The organism is Azospirillum sp. UENF 111221 (assembly GCF_058780625.1).
This window is the reverse complement of sequence record NZ_JBSNCH010000003.1, coordinates 742,678-758,235: the sequence shown is the minus strand read 5'-3', so window position 1 is coordinate 758,235 and position 15,558 is coordinate 742,678. Positions and strand designations below refer to the sequence as shown.

Below are 15,558 nucleotides of genomic sequence, written 5' to 3'. Positions count from 1 at the left end.
CCAACATGCCGGAGTGTTTGGGGATGCATGCTTCATGGAGGAAGCATGCATCCCCGTCTCCGGTGAGTGGTACATCGACGGCTTTGGGTTGGGGAAGGGATCTTATCGACGGTCGTGCCGGCCCCCATCACCCAAGGGGGCTTCAAGACCGTGAAGGCTCTGCTTCGGGCGCTGCCTCTCCGATGCCGGTTCCGGAAGCCTCCGCTCCTGGCGTCACGCCGTCCAAGGGCCCCGGAATCGGGGCCTGGGGGAGGAAGGGGAGGCGCTGGTCCAACGGGACCGGGGGGCGGACCGTCATCCGCCAGAGCGCGAAGGCCAGCGCGACGATGGCGACCAGTGCCGAGAACAGGAACAACCCATCCTGCTCGAACACCGCCATCACCAGGGAGGCCAGGAAGGGACCGGCGATGGCGCCCATCGAGAAGCCCAGCACCATGCCGCCGCTGGCCGGCACCATTTCGGCCGGCGTCAGGAAGTCGTTGGTGTGCGAGACGCAGATCGGATAGATCGCGAAGATGATCCCGCCGAACAGGGAGATGCCGGCCAGCAGCGGGCCGAACCTGCCCTGCGGCAGCATCGTCATGCCGATGCTGATGACGGCCAGGACCGCGAACAGGCCGACCAGGACCAGCCGCCGGTCGATAAGGTCCGAAAGCTTGCCGAAGGGCCATTGAAGGAGCATGCCGCCGATGATGGCGGCGCTGATGAAGGTCGCGGATTGGCCCAGATCGTAGCCGAGATGCCGGACATAGACCGGACCCAGCCCATAGAAGGCGCCGACGACCAGCCCGCTGATCACCGTGCCGGCAAATCCCAGCGGACTGGCGCGGTAGAGATGGCCGATCCTGATGGACTCCAGCTTCTGTAGAAGGGGCGGAGCCTTGCGGCTCAGCGCGACCGGGACAAGGGCGAGCGAGACCAGGATCGACACGATGACGAACTGCTTGAAGCCGTGCGGATCGTCGATGACCATCAGGTACTGGCCGACCCCTTGCGCGCCGTAGAGCGCGATCATGTAGAGGGCCAGGATCTGCCCGCGCGTGGCCGAGGTGGCGCTCTGGTTGAGCCAGCTCTCGATGCAGACGAACAGGCCGGCCATGCAGCAGCCTTCCACGAAGCGAAGGGCGATCCAGGCTGCGGGATCGGACCCCAGCGTGTGCCCGAGCGTCGCCGCGACCAGAACCGTCGCGGAGGCGCTGAAGGCGCGGATATGGCCGACCCGCGCGACCAGACGGAACGCCTGTGTCGATCCGACCGTCACCCCCAGATAATAGGCGGCGGTCAGGGCGCCGAGCAGGATGGGCGGTGCGCCTGCGGCATCCAGCCGAACGCTGACGATGGTTGTCAGCGCGCCCGTACCCCCCATCATCAGGAACACCGCAAGCAGCAGCGGGACAATCGGTTGGATGAGGGACATCGCGTGATCCGCCGGAGGGGAGAAACGCCCGCATGTCGGGGCCGACAGTCCCGGTATGGCGGGAACGGCGACCTTATAGCCGGGTGTCGCCGTTGTGGACACTGGCAAGAAAGGTCTCGACGGTGGCGAGCGCCATGCGCTCGTCCTCGATCACGACATGCCGGCGCAATTCCTGCACTGCGGCGGCGAGGCCACCCGATGCGAAAGCGCGGCGAACCGCCTGGGTGGCGTTTTCGTCGATGAGCTGCAAGATCGGTGAACTCCTTCTGTTACCGCAGGACGATTGCCCGGTGGTCGTGGAGCATGACGCGCGCTTCGATGTGCAGACGGATGGCGCGGGCCAGGACGATGCTTTCGACATCGCGGCCGATGGCGACCAGATCGTCGGGCGACATCGAGTGATCGACGCGCGCCACCTCCTGTTCGATGATCGGTCCTTCGTCGAGATCGTCGGTGACGTAGTGTGCCGTGGCGCCGATCAGCTTCACGCCGCGCTTGTAGGCCTGATGATATGGCTTGGCCCCCTTGAAGCTGGGCAGGAAGCTGTGATGGATGTTGATGATCCGCCCGGCCATCCGCGTGCAGAGGTCCTGCGACAGAACCTGCATATAGCGGGCGAGGACGACGAGTTCCACATCGCTCGCCTCCACGATCTCCATCAGGCGGAGTTCCTGCTCCTGCTTGGTGCCGGACGAAACCGGGAGATGGTGGTAGGGGATGCCGTGCGATTCGACCTGCGACCGGAAGGCATCGTGGTTGGAGACGACGCCGACGATGTCGACGGGCAGCGCCCCGATGCTGTGGCGGTACAGAAGGTCGTTCAGGCAATGGCCGAACTTCGACACCATGATCAGGATCTTCGGCCGCCGCCGGGCATCGCGCAGCATCAGGGTCATCCCGAAGCGCCTGACGATGGGTTGCAGATCTTCGATCAGGAACGGCATCGCTGCGGATCGATTCCGGAGCGTCGAAAGCCATCCGCAGGAAGAAATGCTCGCCGTCATGATCGACGAATTGCGCGCTTTCGATGATGTCGCAGTCGCGGTCGGACAGGTGGGTGGAAATGGCGGAGATGATCCCCGGCCGGCTCAGGCAACTGACATTCATGTAGAAGAGGTTGTGATTGGGACGCATCGCAGCACTCGCGCCTAGGGATTTGGCCGGGGGATGAGTGGTCAGGCGATGTCGACGATGATCGGCTCATAGCCGAGCCGGCCCAGGAAGGCCGACAGGTCGTCGGGATGCATCGACAGCGTCGCGCGATTGGTCATCGGGTGGAAATTGACGGTGTCGCCGGCCAGGACGCGGCGTTCCAGCACCAGACGGACGCGACGCTCCCTGTCCGCCACCAAGGCCAGCGGGCTGACACCGCCCGGCTCGATGGACAGGACCTGTTCCAGCGTGACCGGCGAGGCGAAGGACAGCTTGGCAGAGCCGATGACCGGCGCCAGTTCCTTCATGTTCACCGACTGGTCGTGCGGCAGCACCACCAGCCACAACACGCCCTTGGCGTCCTTCAGAAGCAGGTTCTTGGTGTGCACGCCGGGAACGCTGCGCCAATGCTCCTCCGCATCGGCGACGGTGCGCACCGGCGGATGGGCGTGCAGGCGCATCGGCGTCGATGCCAGGGCGAGTTCCCGGCAAAGCTCTTCGGGAATGCCGGCCTCGCGCCAGTGCAACTGCATTGTGTCATTGTCGTCGAGCATGGTCGCCATCCTTGTTGAGCCCGGCAAGCCACGGAAGTCGGATTGCCGCAGTGAGGGTCGAGGGCACCGTGGATGGTTGCGCCCCCGACCGTTCCGTTGGACGCAGCATGGCGAAAGGATCCACCCGCCGATTGTACGGGTGCGTCACCGGCGTTGAATGGAACGGCCTTGGCAGAGTCCCTGGCGGAGTCTCAGCCCTTGCGGAAAACGGACGGCGTCATGCCGCGCCGCTCCTTGAAGGCGCGGACGAAGTGCGAGGAATCGCAGAAGCCGACGGCCGCGGCGACCTCCGTCACCGACTGCTCGGTGTTGCGCAGCAGGAATTCGGCGTGCTCCAGCCGCATGATCCGGTAGGCCTCGGTCGGCGTCATGCCCAGCGCATTCTGGAAATGTCGCTCCATCTGGCGCCGGGCGGCGCCCAGGCGGCGGGCCATCTCCGCCACCGACAAGGGTACGTCGATGTTCTGCTGCATCAGCAGAAGCGCCTTCCGCACCACCTCGTCGTTGGTGGAGAAGTCGAGCGGAATCCCCGGCTGCGGCTTCTCCCCGCGCAGGGCATCGTCGATGATCATGATGTGCAGGCTCTTGCGCGCCTGCGCCCGCCCGACATGCTTTTCGACCAGATGGGCTGCGAGATGGGCCGAACTGGTGCCGCCCGAGCAGGTCAGCCGGTCGCGGTCGACGATGAAGATCTGGTCGGACACCGGCGTGATGCCGTCGAACTGTTCCAGGAAGTCGGCATGATGGAACCAGCTGATGCAGCAGCGGTATCCGTCCATCAGTCCGGCCCGCTGCAGGATGAAGGCGCCGGTGCAGACGCCGACCAGCGGGATCCTCGCCGCTGCCGCCTGACGCAGATAGCGGATGTAGTCGGGGCTGAGGTTGGAGATCTCGTCGATCAGCCCGCCGATCACGACGATGTAGTCGAACTTGGCCGGATCACCCAGCCGTTCGGTCGGCTGCATCAACATGCCGCAACTGGATGCGACCGGCCGCATCTGGTCCGACAGCACCGACCATTCGCAGAGGATCGGCCGGCTGCGGTCGCCTTCGTCGGCAGCCAGCCGCAGCACGTCGACGAAGTTGGCGAATGCGCACAGCGTAAATCGGTGGGCGAGGATGAAGCCGACGGACAGGCGCGGTGCTGCGGGACGGTCCGGAAGCCGGCCCGGCTTGGTGGCGTTTGTCCTGGCAGTGACTGTCATGTGACCTCCGGCGGACGCACCGTCGCATTGGTGACATTAAACTGACGCATCCATTCTGTCCAACGAAGGGTCGACTCCCGATACTGTCAGCACATTGAACTTCGCGGTGCTGCCATGACCCGCTTCTCATTCTCCTCGCTGTTGACCAACGCGCTGACCGGCAACAAGAACTGGCAGCCCCAATGGCCCGATGCGGAACCGAAATCCGAATATGACGTCGTGATCGTCGGCGCGGGCGGGCATGGTCTGGGTGCGGCCTATTATCTCGCCAAGGAACACGGCATCACCAACGTTGCGGTGGTGGAGAAGGGATGGCTCGGCGGCGGCAACACCGGCCGCAACACCACCATCATCCGCTCCAATTATCTGTATGACGAAAGTGCCCGGCTCTACGAGCATGCGGTCAAGCTGTGGGAAGGGCTGAGCCAGGAGCTGAACTACAACGTCATGTTCTCGCAGCGCGGCGTGATGATGCTGGCGCACACGGTCCATGACATCCAGAGCTTCAAGCGCCACATCCACTCCAACCGCCTGAACGGCATCGACAACGAGTGGCTGACACCGGAGCAGGCCAAGGACTATTGCCCGCCGCTGAACATCGCCGCCAACGCCCGCTATCCGGTGATGGGTGCGGCATTGCAGCGGCGCGGCGGCACCGCCCGCCACGATGCGGTTGCCTGGGGCTATGCACGGGCCGCGTCGGCGCGTGGGGTCGACATCATCCAGAACTGCCCGGTGACCGCCATCCGCCGCGACGCCTCCGGCCGCGTCACCGGCGTGGAGACGGCGCGCGGCTTCATCAAGGCCAAGAAGGTCGCGGTGTCGGCCGCCGGCAACACCTCGGTGGTGATGGACACCGCCGGCGTCCGGCTGCCGCTGGAAAGCTATCCGTTGCAGGCGCTGGTGTCGGAACCGATCAAGCCGGCCTTCCCCTGCGTGGTAATGTCCAACACGGTGCACGCCTACATCAGCCAGTCCGACAAGGGCGAACTGGTCATCGGCTCCGGCACCGACCAATACACCTCCTACAGCCAGCGCGGCGGACTGCCGCTGATCGAGCACACTGTCGCCGCCATCTGCGAGGTGTTCCCGATCTTCAACCGCATGCGCATGCTGCGCAAATGGGGCGGCATCGTCGACGTCACGCCCGACCGCTCGCCGATCATCGCCAAGACGCCGGTGCCCGGTCTCTATGTCAATTGCGGTTGGGGGACCGGCGGCTTCAAGGCGACGCCGGGGTCGGCCAACGTCTTCGCCCACACCATCGCCCGCGACGAGCCGCACCCGATCAACGCGCCCTTCACGCTGGAGCGCTTCAGAACCGGCCGGCTGATCGACGAGGCCGCCGCCGCCGCCGTCGCGCATTGAGGAGACGACCATGCTGCTCATCCGCTGCCCCTATTGCGAAGCAGAGCGCCCGGAGGTGGAGTTCACCTATGCCGGCGAGGCGCACATCGCCCGCCCGGCGGACCCCTCCGCCCTGTCCGACGACGAATGGCGCGACTTTCTGTTCATCCGCACCAACCCGCGCGGCCGGCATTTCGAGCGCTGGCGCCACATGCACGGCTGCGGACGCTTCTTCAACGCGGTGCGCGACACCGTGACCGACAAATTCTCCATGACCTACAAGGCCGGGGCTCCGTGCCCGAGCGATGAGGAGATCGCGCTTGCCTCAAGCGCCACCGCCGACTCCGCTGCCAGCGTCAAGGATGCACGTCCATGAGCAATTTCCGCATTGCCGGCAAGGGCAGGGTCAACCGCAGCCGACAGCTGCGCTTCAGCTTCGACGGCGTGGACTATACCGGATATGAAGGCGACACGCTGGCGTCCGCTCTTCTCGCGAACGGCGTCCATCTCGTCGGGCGGTCTTTCAAGTACCACCGCCCGCGCGGCATCCTGACCGCCGGGTCGGAGGAGCCGAACGCGCTGGTCGGCAGCAACCGCGGCAACGGGCGGTTCGAACCGAACACGCGGGCGACGGTGCTGGAGGTCTTCGAGGGGCTGAAGACCGAGAGCCAGAACCGCTGGCCGTCGCTGACCCGCGACATCGGCACGGTCAACGACGCGCTCTACATGCTGTTCTCGGCTGGCTTCTATTACAAGACCTTCATGTGGCCGAAGAGCTTCTGGGACAAGGTCTACGAGCCGGTCATCCGCAACGCCGCCGGCCTGGGCAAGGCGCCGACCGCCCCCGATCCCGACACCTATGCCAGCCGCTTCGCCCATTGCGACGTGCTGGTCGTCGGCGGCGGCGCGGCCGGTCTTGCCGCCGCGCTGGAAGCGGGTCGCAGCGGCGCGTCGGTCATCCTGTGCGACGAGCAGTCGGAAATCGGCGGCTCGCTGCTGGCGGAGCCGACGGCCGAGATCAACGGGCAACTGGCCTGGGACTGGCTGGAGGACACCAACGCCGCGCTGGCGGCGATGCCGAACGTCACCGTGCTGCCGCGCACCACGGCCATCGGCTATTACCACCAGAATTTCGTCGGCCTCTGCCAGCGGTTGACCGACCATCTGCGCATCGTGCCGGACGGCGCCCCGCGCGAGCGGATGTGGAAGGTGCGGGCCAAGCAGGTGGTGCTGGCCCAGGGCGCCATCGAGAAGCCGCTGGTGTTCGCCGGCAACGACCGGCCGGGCGTGATGCTGGCCGGTGCCGCCCGCACCTACCTGAATCGCTATGGCGTCAAGGTCGGCAACCGGGTCGTCGCGGTCACCAGCCATGACAGCGCCTGGCATGCCGCCTTCGATCTGGCCAAGGCGGGGGTGGAGGTCGCGGCCATCGTCGATGTCCGCGGGACCGTGCCGACCCAGCTGGTGGCGGCGGCGGATGCGCTGCGCATCAGGACGCTGATCGGCTGGACCGTCACCGGCACCAAGGGCCGGCTGCGCGTCTCGTCAGTCCGGGTCAATCCGGTCGGCCCCGGCGGCAAGGTCGGCGGCGCCGAGACCATCGCCTGCGACGCCCTGCTGATGTCGGGCGGCTGGACCCCCAGCATCCATCTGTTCTCGCACACCCAGGGGTCGCTGACCTGGAACGAGGACGGCCAGATGTTCCTGCCCGGCCGCGGCAAGGAGGAGTGCCGTCTGGCCGGCGCCGGCAAGGGCCGCTTCGGGCTGAAGGCCGCCTTCGAGGATGGCGCCGCCGCCGGTTCCGCCGCCGCGGCGGATGCCGGCTTCGCCGCCCAGCCGGCCGCCTACCATGTAGAGGGCGAGCTGTCCTTCACCGGCGTGACCGGCCGCGAGCTGCCGACCGACCGCGATCCGGGCCATGCCAAGGCGTTCGTCGATTTCCAGAACGACGTGATGGCCAAGGACATCCGGCTGGCGGTGCGCGAAGGCTTCAAGTCCATCGAGCACATCAAGCGCTACACCACCAACGGCATGGCGACCGACCAGGGCAAGCTGTCCAACATCAACGGTCTGGCCGTCGCGTCCGATGCCTTGAAGCGGCCGATCCCCGCCGTGGGCCTGACCACCTTCCGCCCGCCCTATACCCCGACCAGCTTCGGCACCTTCGCCGGCTACAACAAGGGCGCGCTGTTCGAGGTGACGCGCAAGACGCCGATCGACGGTTGGGCCGAGGAGAATGGCGCGGTGTACGAGCCGGTGTCGCTGTGGCGCCGCGCCTGGTACTTCCCGCAGGTCGGCGAGGACATGCATGCGGCGGTGGCGCGCGAATGCAAGGCGGTGCGCACCTCGGTGGGCATGTTCGACGCCTCCACCCTCGGCAAGATCGAGATCGTCGGTCCCGACGCCGCCGAGTTCATGAACCGCATGTACACCAATGCCTGGACCAAGCTGGCTCCCGGCCGTTGCCGCTACGGCCTGCTGCTGGGCGAGGACGGCTTCATCCGCGACGACGGCGTGATCGGGCGTCTGGCCCAGGATCGCTTCCACGTCACCACCACCACCGGCGGTGCGGCGCGCGTGCTGGGCATGATGGAGGATTACCTCCAGACCGAATGGCCAGACCTGAAGGTTTGGCTGACCTCCACCACCGAACAATGGTCGGTGATCGCGCTGCAAGGTCCGAACGCCCGCAAGCTGATCGAACCGTTCGTCGAGGGCATCGACCTTTCGGAAGGCGCCTTCCCGCACATGGCGGTGGCAACCGGGAAGATCTGCGGCGTGCCGACCCGGCTGTTCCGCGTCTCCTTCACCGGCGAACTCGGTTTCGAGATCAACGTCCCGGCCCGTTACGGCCGCGCGGTGTGGGAGAAACTGTTCGAGGCCGGGCAGCGCTTCGGCATCACCCCCTACGGCACCGAGACGATGCACGTCCTGCGCGCCGAGAAGGGCTACATCATCGTCGGGCAGGACACGGACGGCACGCTGACGCCGGACGATGCCGGCCTGTCCTGGGCCGTCGGCAAGACCAAGCCGGACTTTGTGGGCAAGCGCTCGCTGTCCCGGCCGGACATGCTGGCGTCGAACCGCAAGCAGCTGGTCGGCCTGCTGACCAGCGATCCGAAGACCGTTCTGGAGGAAGGGGCGCAGATCGTCCTCGACCCGAACCAGCCGGTGCCGATGGACATGGTCGGTCATGTGACCTCGTCCTACTGGAGTGCCGAGCTGGGGCGGTCCATCGCCTTTGCGGTGATCCAGGGCGGCCGGTCCCTGCAGGGCAAGACCGTGCATGTGCCGATGCCGGACAAGGTCCATTCCGCGACCATCACCGGCATGGTGTTCGTCGATCCCGAGAACACCCGTCTCAGCGCATAGGAGGCTCCCCCATGCTTCTGGCCAATCACCCGTTGCTGGGCAAGACGATCACCGGCGACACCGCAAGCAAGCTGACCATCCGTGCCGCCGAGGATGTCGCCCGCTTCAGCCTGCGCATCGATCCCGCCGCCGTGCAGGCGGCCGGGGCCGCCTTCGGTACGCCGCTCCCCACCCGCATCGGCGGGGTGGTGGAGGCCGGCGGCCGGATGGCGCTTCAGCTCGGCCCCGACGAGTGGGTGCTGACGGCGCCGGTCGCCGAAAGCGACGCAATCGCCGACGCCTTCGCCGCCCTTGGGGAGACGCATAGCCTCGTCGATATCGGCCATCGCGAGGTCGGCATCCTGCTGGAGGGCGAGGCCGCAGCACTCGCCCTGCGCTCGGCCATCGCCTTCGACGTCGAGGCGATGGCGGTCGGCACCGGCTGCCGGACCCTGTTCGACAAGGCGCAGATCGTCCTGATCCGCGAGGACAAGAACCGTTTCCGGATCGAGGTCTGGCGCTCCTTCGCCGACCATGTCTGGGGAATCCTGCACGCCGTCAGCCGCGAAATCGCGCTCGGCCTCTGATCGAGAGAACCGCACATGACCCGTCATCAGTCCCTGCCGAAATCCGATCTCGCCGACGCTGCGATTGCGGCGGCCATCGGGCGCGAACTGAACCGCCAGAAATACGAGATCGAGCTGATCGCGTCGGAAAACATCGTCTCGGCGGACGTGCTGGCCGCCCAGGGATCGATCCTCACCAACAAATACGCCGAAGGCTATCCGGGCCGCCGCTATTACGGCGGGTGCGAGTTCGTGGACGAGGTGGAGACCATCGCCATCGACCGCGCCAAGCAGCTGTTCGGCGCCGGCTTCGTCAATGTCCAGCCGCATTCCGGTGCCCAGGCCAACCAGGCGGTGTTCCTGGCGCTTCTCCAGCCGGGCGACCGGGTGATGGGCATGTCGCTGGCCCATGGCGGCCATCTGACCCACGGTTCGCCGGTGACCATGTCGGGCAAGTGGTTCGACATCGTCAGCTACGAGGTGCGCGAGAGCGACCAGTTGATCGACTATGACGCCCTGCGCGCCAAGGCGCTGGAGACGAAGCCGAAGCTGATCGTAGCGGGCGCCTCGGCCTATCCACGGGTGATCGATTTCGCCGCGTTCCGCCGCATCGCCGACGAGGTCGGCGCCTATCTGATGGTGGACATGGCCCATTACGCCGGGCTGGTCGCCACCGGCCAGTATCCAGACCCGCTGCCGCATGCCCATGTCGTGACCACCACCACGCACAAGACCCTGCGAGGCCCTCGCGGCGGCATGATCCTGACCAACGACGAGGCGCTGGCCAAGAAGTTCAACTCCGCGGTGTTCCCAGGCAACCAGGGCGGTCCGCTGATGCATGTCATTGCCGCCAAGGCGGTCGCCTTCGGCGAGGCGCTGACCCCGGAATTCAAGGCCTATGCCGCGCAGGTGGTCGCCAACGCCAAGGTGCTGTCCGACACGCTGGTCAAGGGCGGGCTGGACATCGTGTCCGGCGGCACCGACTGCCACATGGTGCTGGTCGATCTGCGGCCGAAGGGCGTGAAGGGCCGCGACGCGGAGCGCGCGCTGGAGCGGGCCGGCCTGACCTGCAACAAGAACGCCATCCCGTTCGACCCGGAAAAGCCGGCGGTGACCTCCGGCGTCCGGCTCGGCACCGCGGCGGGCACCACCCGCGGCTTCGGCGAGGCGGAGTTCGCCCGCATCGGCGAGCTGATCCTGACCGTCGTCGACGCCCTTGCCGCCGCCGGACCGGAGGGCAATGCCGAGGTCGAGAAGCGCGTCCACGGCGAGGTCCGCGAGTTGTGCGAGCGCTTCCCGATCTACGGTTGACCGGGCCTCGTGCCGCTGGGAAATCCTGCTTAAGGCCAACTGTTTGACCTGACGAGGCGCGCGATGTTTCTCAGCGTTTTCGATGTGTTCAAGATCGGCATCGGCCCGTCCTCGTCGCACACGATGGGGCCGATGACGGCGGCGGTGCGGTTCCTCGACATGCTGCGGGCGTCGGCGGATGCCGCACCCGCGGCGATCAGGGTGCGGCTGCACGGTTCGCTCGCCTTCACCGGCAAGGGCCATGCGACGGACCGGGCGGTGCTGCTCGGGCTTCTCGATTACCGGCCGGACAGTCTCGATGTCGATGAAGCCGAGGAGCGGATCGCCGAATTGTGGCGGACCCGGAGGCTGCACCCCGCCGGCCTGCCGGCGCTGGACTTCGATCCGGAAACCGATCTGGTCTTCGACTTCGGGCCGCCGCTGCCGGGCCATGCCAACGGGCTGGTTTTCCAGGCGTTGGACGGTGCAGGCAAGGTGACGCTGTCGGAAATCTTCTACTCCATCGGCGGCGGCTTCGTCGTCACGGCGGCGGAGCGGGAAGCTCCGCCGGCGGCGTTCGAGACCGAGTGCGTCGGCTGGCCCTATCCCTTCCACAACGCGGCGGCGATGCTGCGGATGGCGCGGGAGAGCGGTGCGTCCATCGCTGAGATGAAGCGCGCCAACGAGATCGTCGTCCGCTCCCCCGCCGAGGTGGGCGAGAAGCTCGGCGCCGTCTGGGCGGCGATGAACGGCTGCATCGAGCGCGGCCTCAGCCTGGATGGCCAGTTGCCCGGCAGTCTCAAGGTCAAGCGGCGGGCCAAGGCCATCCACCAGCAGCTTCTGCGCGAGCGCGGAGCCAATTCGAGTTTGCCCCACGTCGCGTCCGACTGGCTCGCCATCTATGCGATGGCGGTCAACGAGGAGAATGCGGCCGGCGGCAGGGTGGTGACCGCGCCGACCAACGGGGCGGCCGGCGTCGTGCCGGCGGTGATCCGCTATTACCTCGACCATTGCGCCGGCGCGGAGCCGGCGAAGGTCGCCGATTTCCTGCTGACCGCCGCAGCCATCGGCGGCCTGATCAAGCACAATGCGTCGATCTCCGGGGCGGAGGCCGGCTGCCAGGGCGAGGTCGGGTCGGCCGCCGCCATGGCTGCGGCGGGGCTGTGCGCCGTGCTGGGTGGAACACCGGAGCAGGTGGAGAATGCCGCGGAAATCGCGCTGGAGCATCACCTCGGCATGACCTGCGACCCGGTTGGCGGTCTGGTCCAAGTGCCCTGCATCGAGCGCAACGCCATCGGCGCCACCAAGGCGGTGGCCGCGGCGTCCCTGGCGCTGCGCGGCGACGGCCAGCACTTCATGCCGCTCGACAACTGCATCCAGGCGATGCGGCAGACCGGCGAGGAAATGAGCACCAAGTTCAAGGAGACCAGCCTGGGCGGGCTCGCTGTGAACCTGCCGGAGTGCTGACGCCCTGCGCTTCCCCTTGCCGCCAGCCTCTCAGCCTTCAGCCGAGGTCGATCCCATGGGCAACGGCATCCGGATATTTGCGGCATTGGATGGCGAGTTGGAGCCGGTGCTGGCCTGCGGCTGGCTGCTGTCGATGAATCGGGGCGTGACCGTCACGGCCGGCCCTCCGGATCGCGGACCGGGCGCCGGACTGTGTGCACGCGGCTTCATGGATCTTCATGTCCTCAGGCAGGACCACGGCAGCGACGCGCTGTTGCGGGCCGCCGCTCTCCGGACACGCCGCCTTGCGGCCCTGTTCCCCGGTGAGGGAGCGCTCGACCTGAGCCACGATCCGCCGCTCGGGAGGTTCGATCTGCTGGTTGTCGGCAGGTCGCAGTCCGGCAAAGCATCCTGTTGGACAGCCGATGCGCGGCGGTTCGGCGCGGTTCTGGTGGCGCCGCGCGAGACACCGTCCCGCCTGGGCCGGAGCATCGCCATCCTGGCGGACGGGCCGCCACGCGCGCTGAAAACCTTTGGCATCGTCCGGCGGCTCTTTCCGGCCATCGCGTCAATTCACCTGATCCTCGACGAGCGCACCGGTCCGGCTCGGACGGACGAGTGGCTGCGGTGGCTGGACTGCCGGTGTCCGGTCCGGCATTCGACGGTGCGGCCGACCGCCGATGCGCGGAGCGCCGCCAGCCTCGCCGCCGGAGACGACCTTCTGGTGGTGGAGCGTCCGGTCCGCTTGTGGGGTAAGATCGCCTTCGAGTGGCGGCTGGCCGCTCTGCTCGATCATACGCCTGGAGCCGTGCTGTTCGCTCTTTGAACGCGAAGCGTCACTCCAACCGCTCACCCAGCTTCATCCGCATCAGCGCCAGTTCCGGGGCATTGCGGGCCTCCATCTTTTCCAGCACGCGGGCGCGGTGGGTTTCGACCGTGCGGATGCCGATGGCGAGGCGGCTGGCGATGGTCTTGTTGGGCAGGCCCTGGGCGACCATTTCCATCACCTCCAATTCGCGCGGGCTGAGCAGGGCGAGGCGGCGGCGGATGTCGCCGACCTCCGCATCGGCGCTGCGCGCGGCGAGGTCGCGCGCGAACGCCTCCTGCACCCGCTCGATCAGCAGATCCTCGTCGAACGGCTTTTGCAGGAAATCCACCGCCCCGGCCCGGAAGGCGCGCACCGCGGCGGTGACGTCGCCATGGCCGGTGATGACGATCACCGGCAGCGTCAGCCTGCGTCGGATCATCTCCTGCTGCAAATCCAGCCCGTCCATGCCCGGCATGCGGATGTCGAGAATGGCGCAACCCGGCTGGTCGGGGGACGCCGTCTCCAGGAATTCGGCAGCCGACGCGCAGCAGCGTACGGTCAGGCCGGCCAGATCGAGATGGAGTGCCAGGGCATCGCGAACGGCCTCGTCGTCGTCCACCACGAAAGCCACCGGTGTGGCTCCGGCGGCGGGCGTCTCGGTCGTCATGCGGGCTCTCCGTCTTTGCCCGCGCCATGGGCGGGAATGGTGAACTGGAACACGGTACCGTCAATGGAGCCGCCATACGCTCCGCTTCTTGCGGTCAGGGTGCCGCCATGGTTCTCGACGATGGTGCGGACGATGGACAGCCCAAGCCCCATGCCGGTCGGCTTGGTGGTGACGAAGGGGGCGAACAGGTTGCGCTCCACCACCTCGGCAAGGCCGGGTCCGGTGTCGCGCACGCCGATGGCGACGAAGCCGGGCTGCGCAGCGGGGGAGGCGAAGATCACGATGCGGCGCCGGGCCGGATAGGCCTGGGCGGACGGCCCGCCGTCCGGACCATCGCCCATCGCTTCCGCGGCATTGCGGACGAGGTTGAGAATCGCCTGCTGCAATTGGACCGCGTCGCCGCCGATGGCGGGGAGGGCAGGGTCGACCTCAGCGACGATCTCCACCGCATGGCGGCTGGCCAGCGGGCCGGCCAGCGTCAGGCAGTCGGCGATCAGCGTGGCGACCGGCAGCGGGGTGCGGTCGCTGGCGCCCTTGCGCACGAAATCGCGCAGGCTGCGGATGACCCGGTCCGCCCGCTCCGCCTGGGTGACGGTCTTGTCGAGGATCTCGGTCAGGCGGGGAGAGGCCCCTTCGATCCGCGCCACCTTGCGGGCGGCGCGGGCATAGCCCATGGTCGCCGCCAGCGGCTGGTTCAACTCATGGGCCAGTGCCGCCGTCATCTCGCCCGCCTCGATCAGGCGGGAGGCGTGGGCGAGGTCGGACTGCCGCACCCGCAGCCGATCCTCCGCCCGCCGGCGCTCGCTGACCACGGCGCCCAGCAGCAGGATGGTGACGGCCAGAGTCGAGCATCAACAGCTGGAAATGAGCCATGCGGTCGGTGTCGACGCCGGTCGCCTGGATGGCCGCGATCAGCCCGGCCTGCGTGGCGACCGAGGCGACCACAGCGCCGGCCAGCCCATGCCGCACGGCGATTCCGATGGCGGGCAGGAACAGCAGATAGAAATGCTCGTATTGCGAGGAAGCCAGCGGGCCGAAATCGAGCCAAAGGGTGAAGCCGATCAGCGTCCCCTGCGCCAGCGTCTCCGCCGCCCCGCTCCAGGACCAGCGCAGGGCCGGCATCCGCCGGCCGATCAGCACCAGCGGTGTCAGAACGGCGATGCCGATGACTTCGCCCGTCCAATAGCGCAGCAGCACCTCCGGAAAGTTCGTCCACTCGAACAGCCCGGCCGCGGTGTGGATGGCGATGAAGCACAGGCCGATGCCCAGCACCGCCGCGGCGCTGCCGCCCAGCAGCAGGACGATGTCGCGCAGCCGGGACAGCCCCGGATCGATCGCGCGGCCCAGCAGCCATCCTGCGATCCCATAGCCCGCGGCGACGACGCCGTTGGCCAAGAACGGGGCCCACAGCGTCATGGGCATGAGCGTTATGGGCAGATCGCGGACGACGAGGTCGGCGGCGGTCAGCGCCAGCCAGACCAGGGGCACGGCGCGGACGCCGAACAGCACGGACACCCCCATCATCAGCCCGGCCGGCGGGTTCCACGGCGTGATGTTGATGGACGAGACCGCATGGATGAAGCTGATCCAATCCAGGAACAGGTGGGCGGCCAGATAGGCCGGAACGAGCATCCATTTGCGGCGGGCAATCTGCGACATAGGGCGATGGTAACGCCAACCCGCTCCGACTGCATCAGGCGAAATCGCCGGGCCCGTATTACTACGGACATCCTACAGTATCGGGTGCGGCCCCTT

The 15,558-nt window shown here is 67.3% G+C and carries 15 protein-coding genes; 7 read left to right on the top strand and 8 right to left on the bottom strand.

The annotated features are described in order from the left end of the window. Nucleotides 1-142: 142 nt before the first annotated feature. The 5 genes from ACWPN3_RS11580 to ACWPN3_RS11560 form a co-directional block, all read right to left on the bottom strand. Nucleotides 143-1,417 carry an MFS transporter gene (locus tag ACWPN3_RS11580; RefSeq protein ID WP_492242898.1) on the bottom strand — a complete coding sequence of 425 codons (1,275 nt, stop codon included), beginning with the start codon at nt 1,415-1,417 and terminating at the stop codon, nt 143-145. Nucleotides 1,418-1,490: 73 nt separating this feature from the next. Next, a complete protein-coding gene (locus tag ACWPN3_RS11575; protein ID WP_492242897.1) occupies nt 1,491-1,667 on the bottom strand; it encodes a hypothetical protein in 177 nt (58 codons plus the stop codon). 19 nt (nt 1,668-1,686) lie between these two features. Then, on the bottom strand, nt 1,687-2,361 hold the full coding sequence (gene purU / locus ACWPN3_RS11570; RefSeq protein ID WP_492261396.1) for a formyltetrahydrofolate deformylase: 675 nt from the start codon (nt 2,359-2,361) through the stop codon (nt 1,687-1,689). 231 nt (nt 2,362-2,592) lie between these two features. After that, entirely contained in the window at nt 2,593-3,123 is a 531-nt protein-coding gene (locus tag ACWPN3_RS11565; RefSeq protein ID WP_492242895.1) for a YbaK/EbsC family protein, read from the bottom strand. Nucleotides 3,124-3,314: 191 nt separating this feature from the next. Further along, nucleotides 3,315-4,328: a GlxA family transcriptional regulator gene (locus ACWPN3_RS11560; protein WP_492261395.1), complete on the bottom strand. Its 1,014-nt coding sequence runs from the start codon at nt 4,326-4,328 to the stop codon at nt 3,315-3,317. Nucleotides 4,329-4,442: 114 nt separating this feature from the next. Between ACWPN3_RS11560 and ACWPN3_RS11555 the strand changes: the two genes are divergently transcribed. The 7 genes from ACWPN3_RS11555 (at nt 4,443) to ACWPN3_RS11525 (ending at nt 13,154) form a co-directional block, all read left to right on the top strand. Then, nucleotides 4,443-5,696, top strand: a complete 1,254-nt coding sequence (locus ACWPN3_RS11555) for a sarcosine oxidase subunit beta family protein (RefSeq protein WP_492261394.1) — start codon at nt 4,443-4,445, stop codon at nt 5,694-5,696. A 10-nt stretch (nt 5,697-5,706) separates the two neighbouring features. Beyond that, nucleotides 5,707-6,051 carry a sarcosine oxidase subunit delta gene (locus ACWPN3_RS11550; protein WP_492242892.1) on the top strand — a complete coding sequence of 115 codons (345 nt, stop codon included), beginning with the start codon at nt 5,707-5,709 and terminating at the stop codon, nt 6,049-6,051. Next, on the top strand, nt 6,048-9,047 hold the full coding sequence (locus tag ACWPN3_RS11545) for a sarcosine oxidase subunit alpha (protein WP_492242891.1): 3,000 nt from the start codon (nt 6,048-6,050) through the stop codon (nt 9,045-9,047). The genes ACWPN3_RS11550 and ACWPN3_RS11545 overlap by 4 nt, the downstream gene beginning before the upstream one ends. An 11-nt stretch (nt 9,048-9,058) precedes the next feature. Continuing rightward, nucleotides 9,059-9,613, top strand: a complete 555-nt coding sequence (locus ACWPN3_RS11540) for a sarcosine oxidase subunit gamma (RefSeq protein ID WP_492242890.1) — start codon at nt 9,059-9,061, stop codon at nt 9,611-9,613. Nucleotides 9,614-9,628: 15 nt separating this feature from the next. Beyond that, the gene (gene glyA, locus ACWPN3_RS11535) at nt 9,629-10,903 is read left to right on the top strand and encodes a serine hydroxymethyltransferase (RefSeq protein ID WP_492242889.1); all 1,275 of its coding nucleotides are present in this window, start codon (nt 9,629-9,631) and stop codon (nt 10,901-10,903) included. 63 nt (nt 10,904-10,966) lie between these two features. Then, nucleotides 10,967-12,349, top strand: coding sequence for an L-serine ammonia-lyase (locus tag ACWPN3_RS11530; RefSeq protein ID WP_492242888.1), 1,383 nt, complete (start codon nt 10,967-10,969; stop codon nt 12,347-12,349). Nucleotides 12,350-12,404: 55 nt separating this feature from the next. Further along, on the top strand, nt 12,405-13,154 hold the full coding sequence (locus tag ACWPN3_RS11525; protein ID WP_492242887.1) for a hypothetical protein: 750 nt from the start codon (nt 12,405-12,407) through the stop codon (nt 13,152-13,154). A gap of 10 nt (nt 13,155-13,164) precedes the next feature. Here the strand turns inward: ACWPN3_RS11525 and ACWPN3_RS11520 are convergent, their stop codons facing one another. From ACWPN3_RS11520 to ACWPN3_RS11510, 3 genes are read right to left on the bottom strand one after another with little or no spacing between them, the layout of a single operon-like run. Beyond that, nucleotides 13,165-13,803 carry a response regulator transcription factor gene (locus ACWPN3_RS11520; RefSeq protein ID WP_492242886.1) on the bottom strand — a complete coding sequence of 213 codons (639 nt, stop codon included), beginning with the start codon at nt 13,801-13,803 and terminating at the stop codon, nt 13,165-13,167. Then, nucleotides 13,800-14,576 (bottom strand): sensor histidine kinase, encoded by a 777-nt coding sequence (locus tag ACWPN3_RS11515; protein ID WP_492261393.1) that lies wholly within the window; start codon nt 14,574-14,576, stop codon nt 13,800-13,802. The genes ACWPN3_RS11520 and ACWPN3_RS11515 overlap by 4 nt, the downstream gene beginning before the upstream one ends. After that, nucleotides 14,503-15,462 carry an MASE1 domain-containing protein gene (locus ACWPN3_RS11510; protein ID WP_492261392.1) on the bottom strand — a complete coding sequence of 320 codons (960 nt, stop codon included), beginning with the start codon at nt 15,460-15,462 and terminating at the stop codon, nt 14,503-14,505. Before ACWPN3_RS11510 ends, ACWPN3_RS11515 begins: the two co-directional genes overlap by 74 nt. Nucleotides 15,463-15,558: the final 96 nt, after the last annotated feature.

What these genes read in the sequence shown, in the direction of transcription:
- glyA (WP_492242889.1), top strand. Translation starts at nt 9,629, where the DNA reads ATGACCCGTCATCAGTCCCTGCCGAAATCCGATCTCGCCGACGCTGCG.
- ACWPN3_RS11580 (WP_492242898.1), bottom strand. Translation starts at nt 1,417, where the DNA reads ATGTCCCTCATCCAACCGATTGTCCCGCTGCTGCTTGCGGTGTTCCTG.
- ACWPN3_RS11510 (WP_492261392.1), bottom strand. Translation starts at nt 15,462, where the DNA reads ATGTCGCAGATTGCCCGCCGCAAATGGATGCTCGTTCCGGCCTATCTG.
- ACWPN3_RS11540 (WP_492242890.1), top strand. Translation starts at nt 9,059, where the DNA reads ATGCTTCTGGCCAATCACCCGTTGCTGGGCAAGACGATCACCGGCGAC.
- ACWPN3_RS11550 (WP_492242892.1), top strand. Translation starts at nt 5,707, where the DNA reads ATGCTGCTCATCCGCTGCCCCTATTGCGAAGCAGAGCGCCCGGAGGTG.
- ACWPN3_RS11530 (WP_492242888.1), top strand. Translation starts at nt 10,967, where the DNA reads ATGTTTCTCAGCGTTTTCGATGTGTTCAAGATCGGCATCGGCCCGTCC.
- ACWPN3_RS11555 (WP_492261394.1), top strand. Translation starts at nt 4,443, where the DNA reads ATGACCCGCTTCTCATTCTCCTCGCTGTTGACCAACGCGCTGACCGGC.
- ACWPN3_RS11565 (WP_492242895.1), bottom strand. Translation starts at nt 3,123, where the DNA reads ATGCTCGACGACAATGACACAATGCAGTTGCACTGGCGCGAGGCCGGC.
- purU (WP_492261396.1), bottom strand. Translation starts at nt 2,361, where the DNA reads ATGCCGTTCCTGATCGAAGATCTGCAACCCATCGTCAGGCGCTTCGGG.
- ACWPN3_RS11545 (WP_492242891.1), top strand. Translation starts at nt 6,048, where the DNA reads ATGAGCAATTTCCGCATTGCCGGCAAGGGCAGGGTCAACCGCAGCCGA.
- ACWPN3_RS11525 (WP_492242887.1), top strand. Translation starts at nt 12,405, where the DNA reads ATGGGCAACGGCATCCGGATATTTGCGGCATTGGATGGCGAGTTGGAG.
- ACWPN3_RS11560 (WP_492261395.1), bottom strand. Translation starts at nt 4,328, where the DNA reads ATGACAGTCACTGCCAGGACAAACGCCACCAAGCCGGGCCGGCTTCCG.
- ACWPN3_RS11520 (WP_492242886.1), bottom strand. Translation starts at nt 13,803, where the DNA reads ATGACGACCGAGACGCCCGCCGCCGGAGCCACACCGGTGGCTTTCGTG.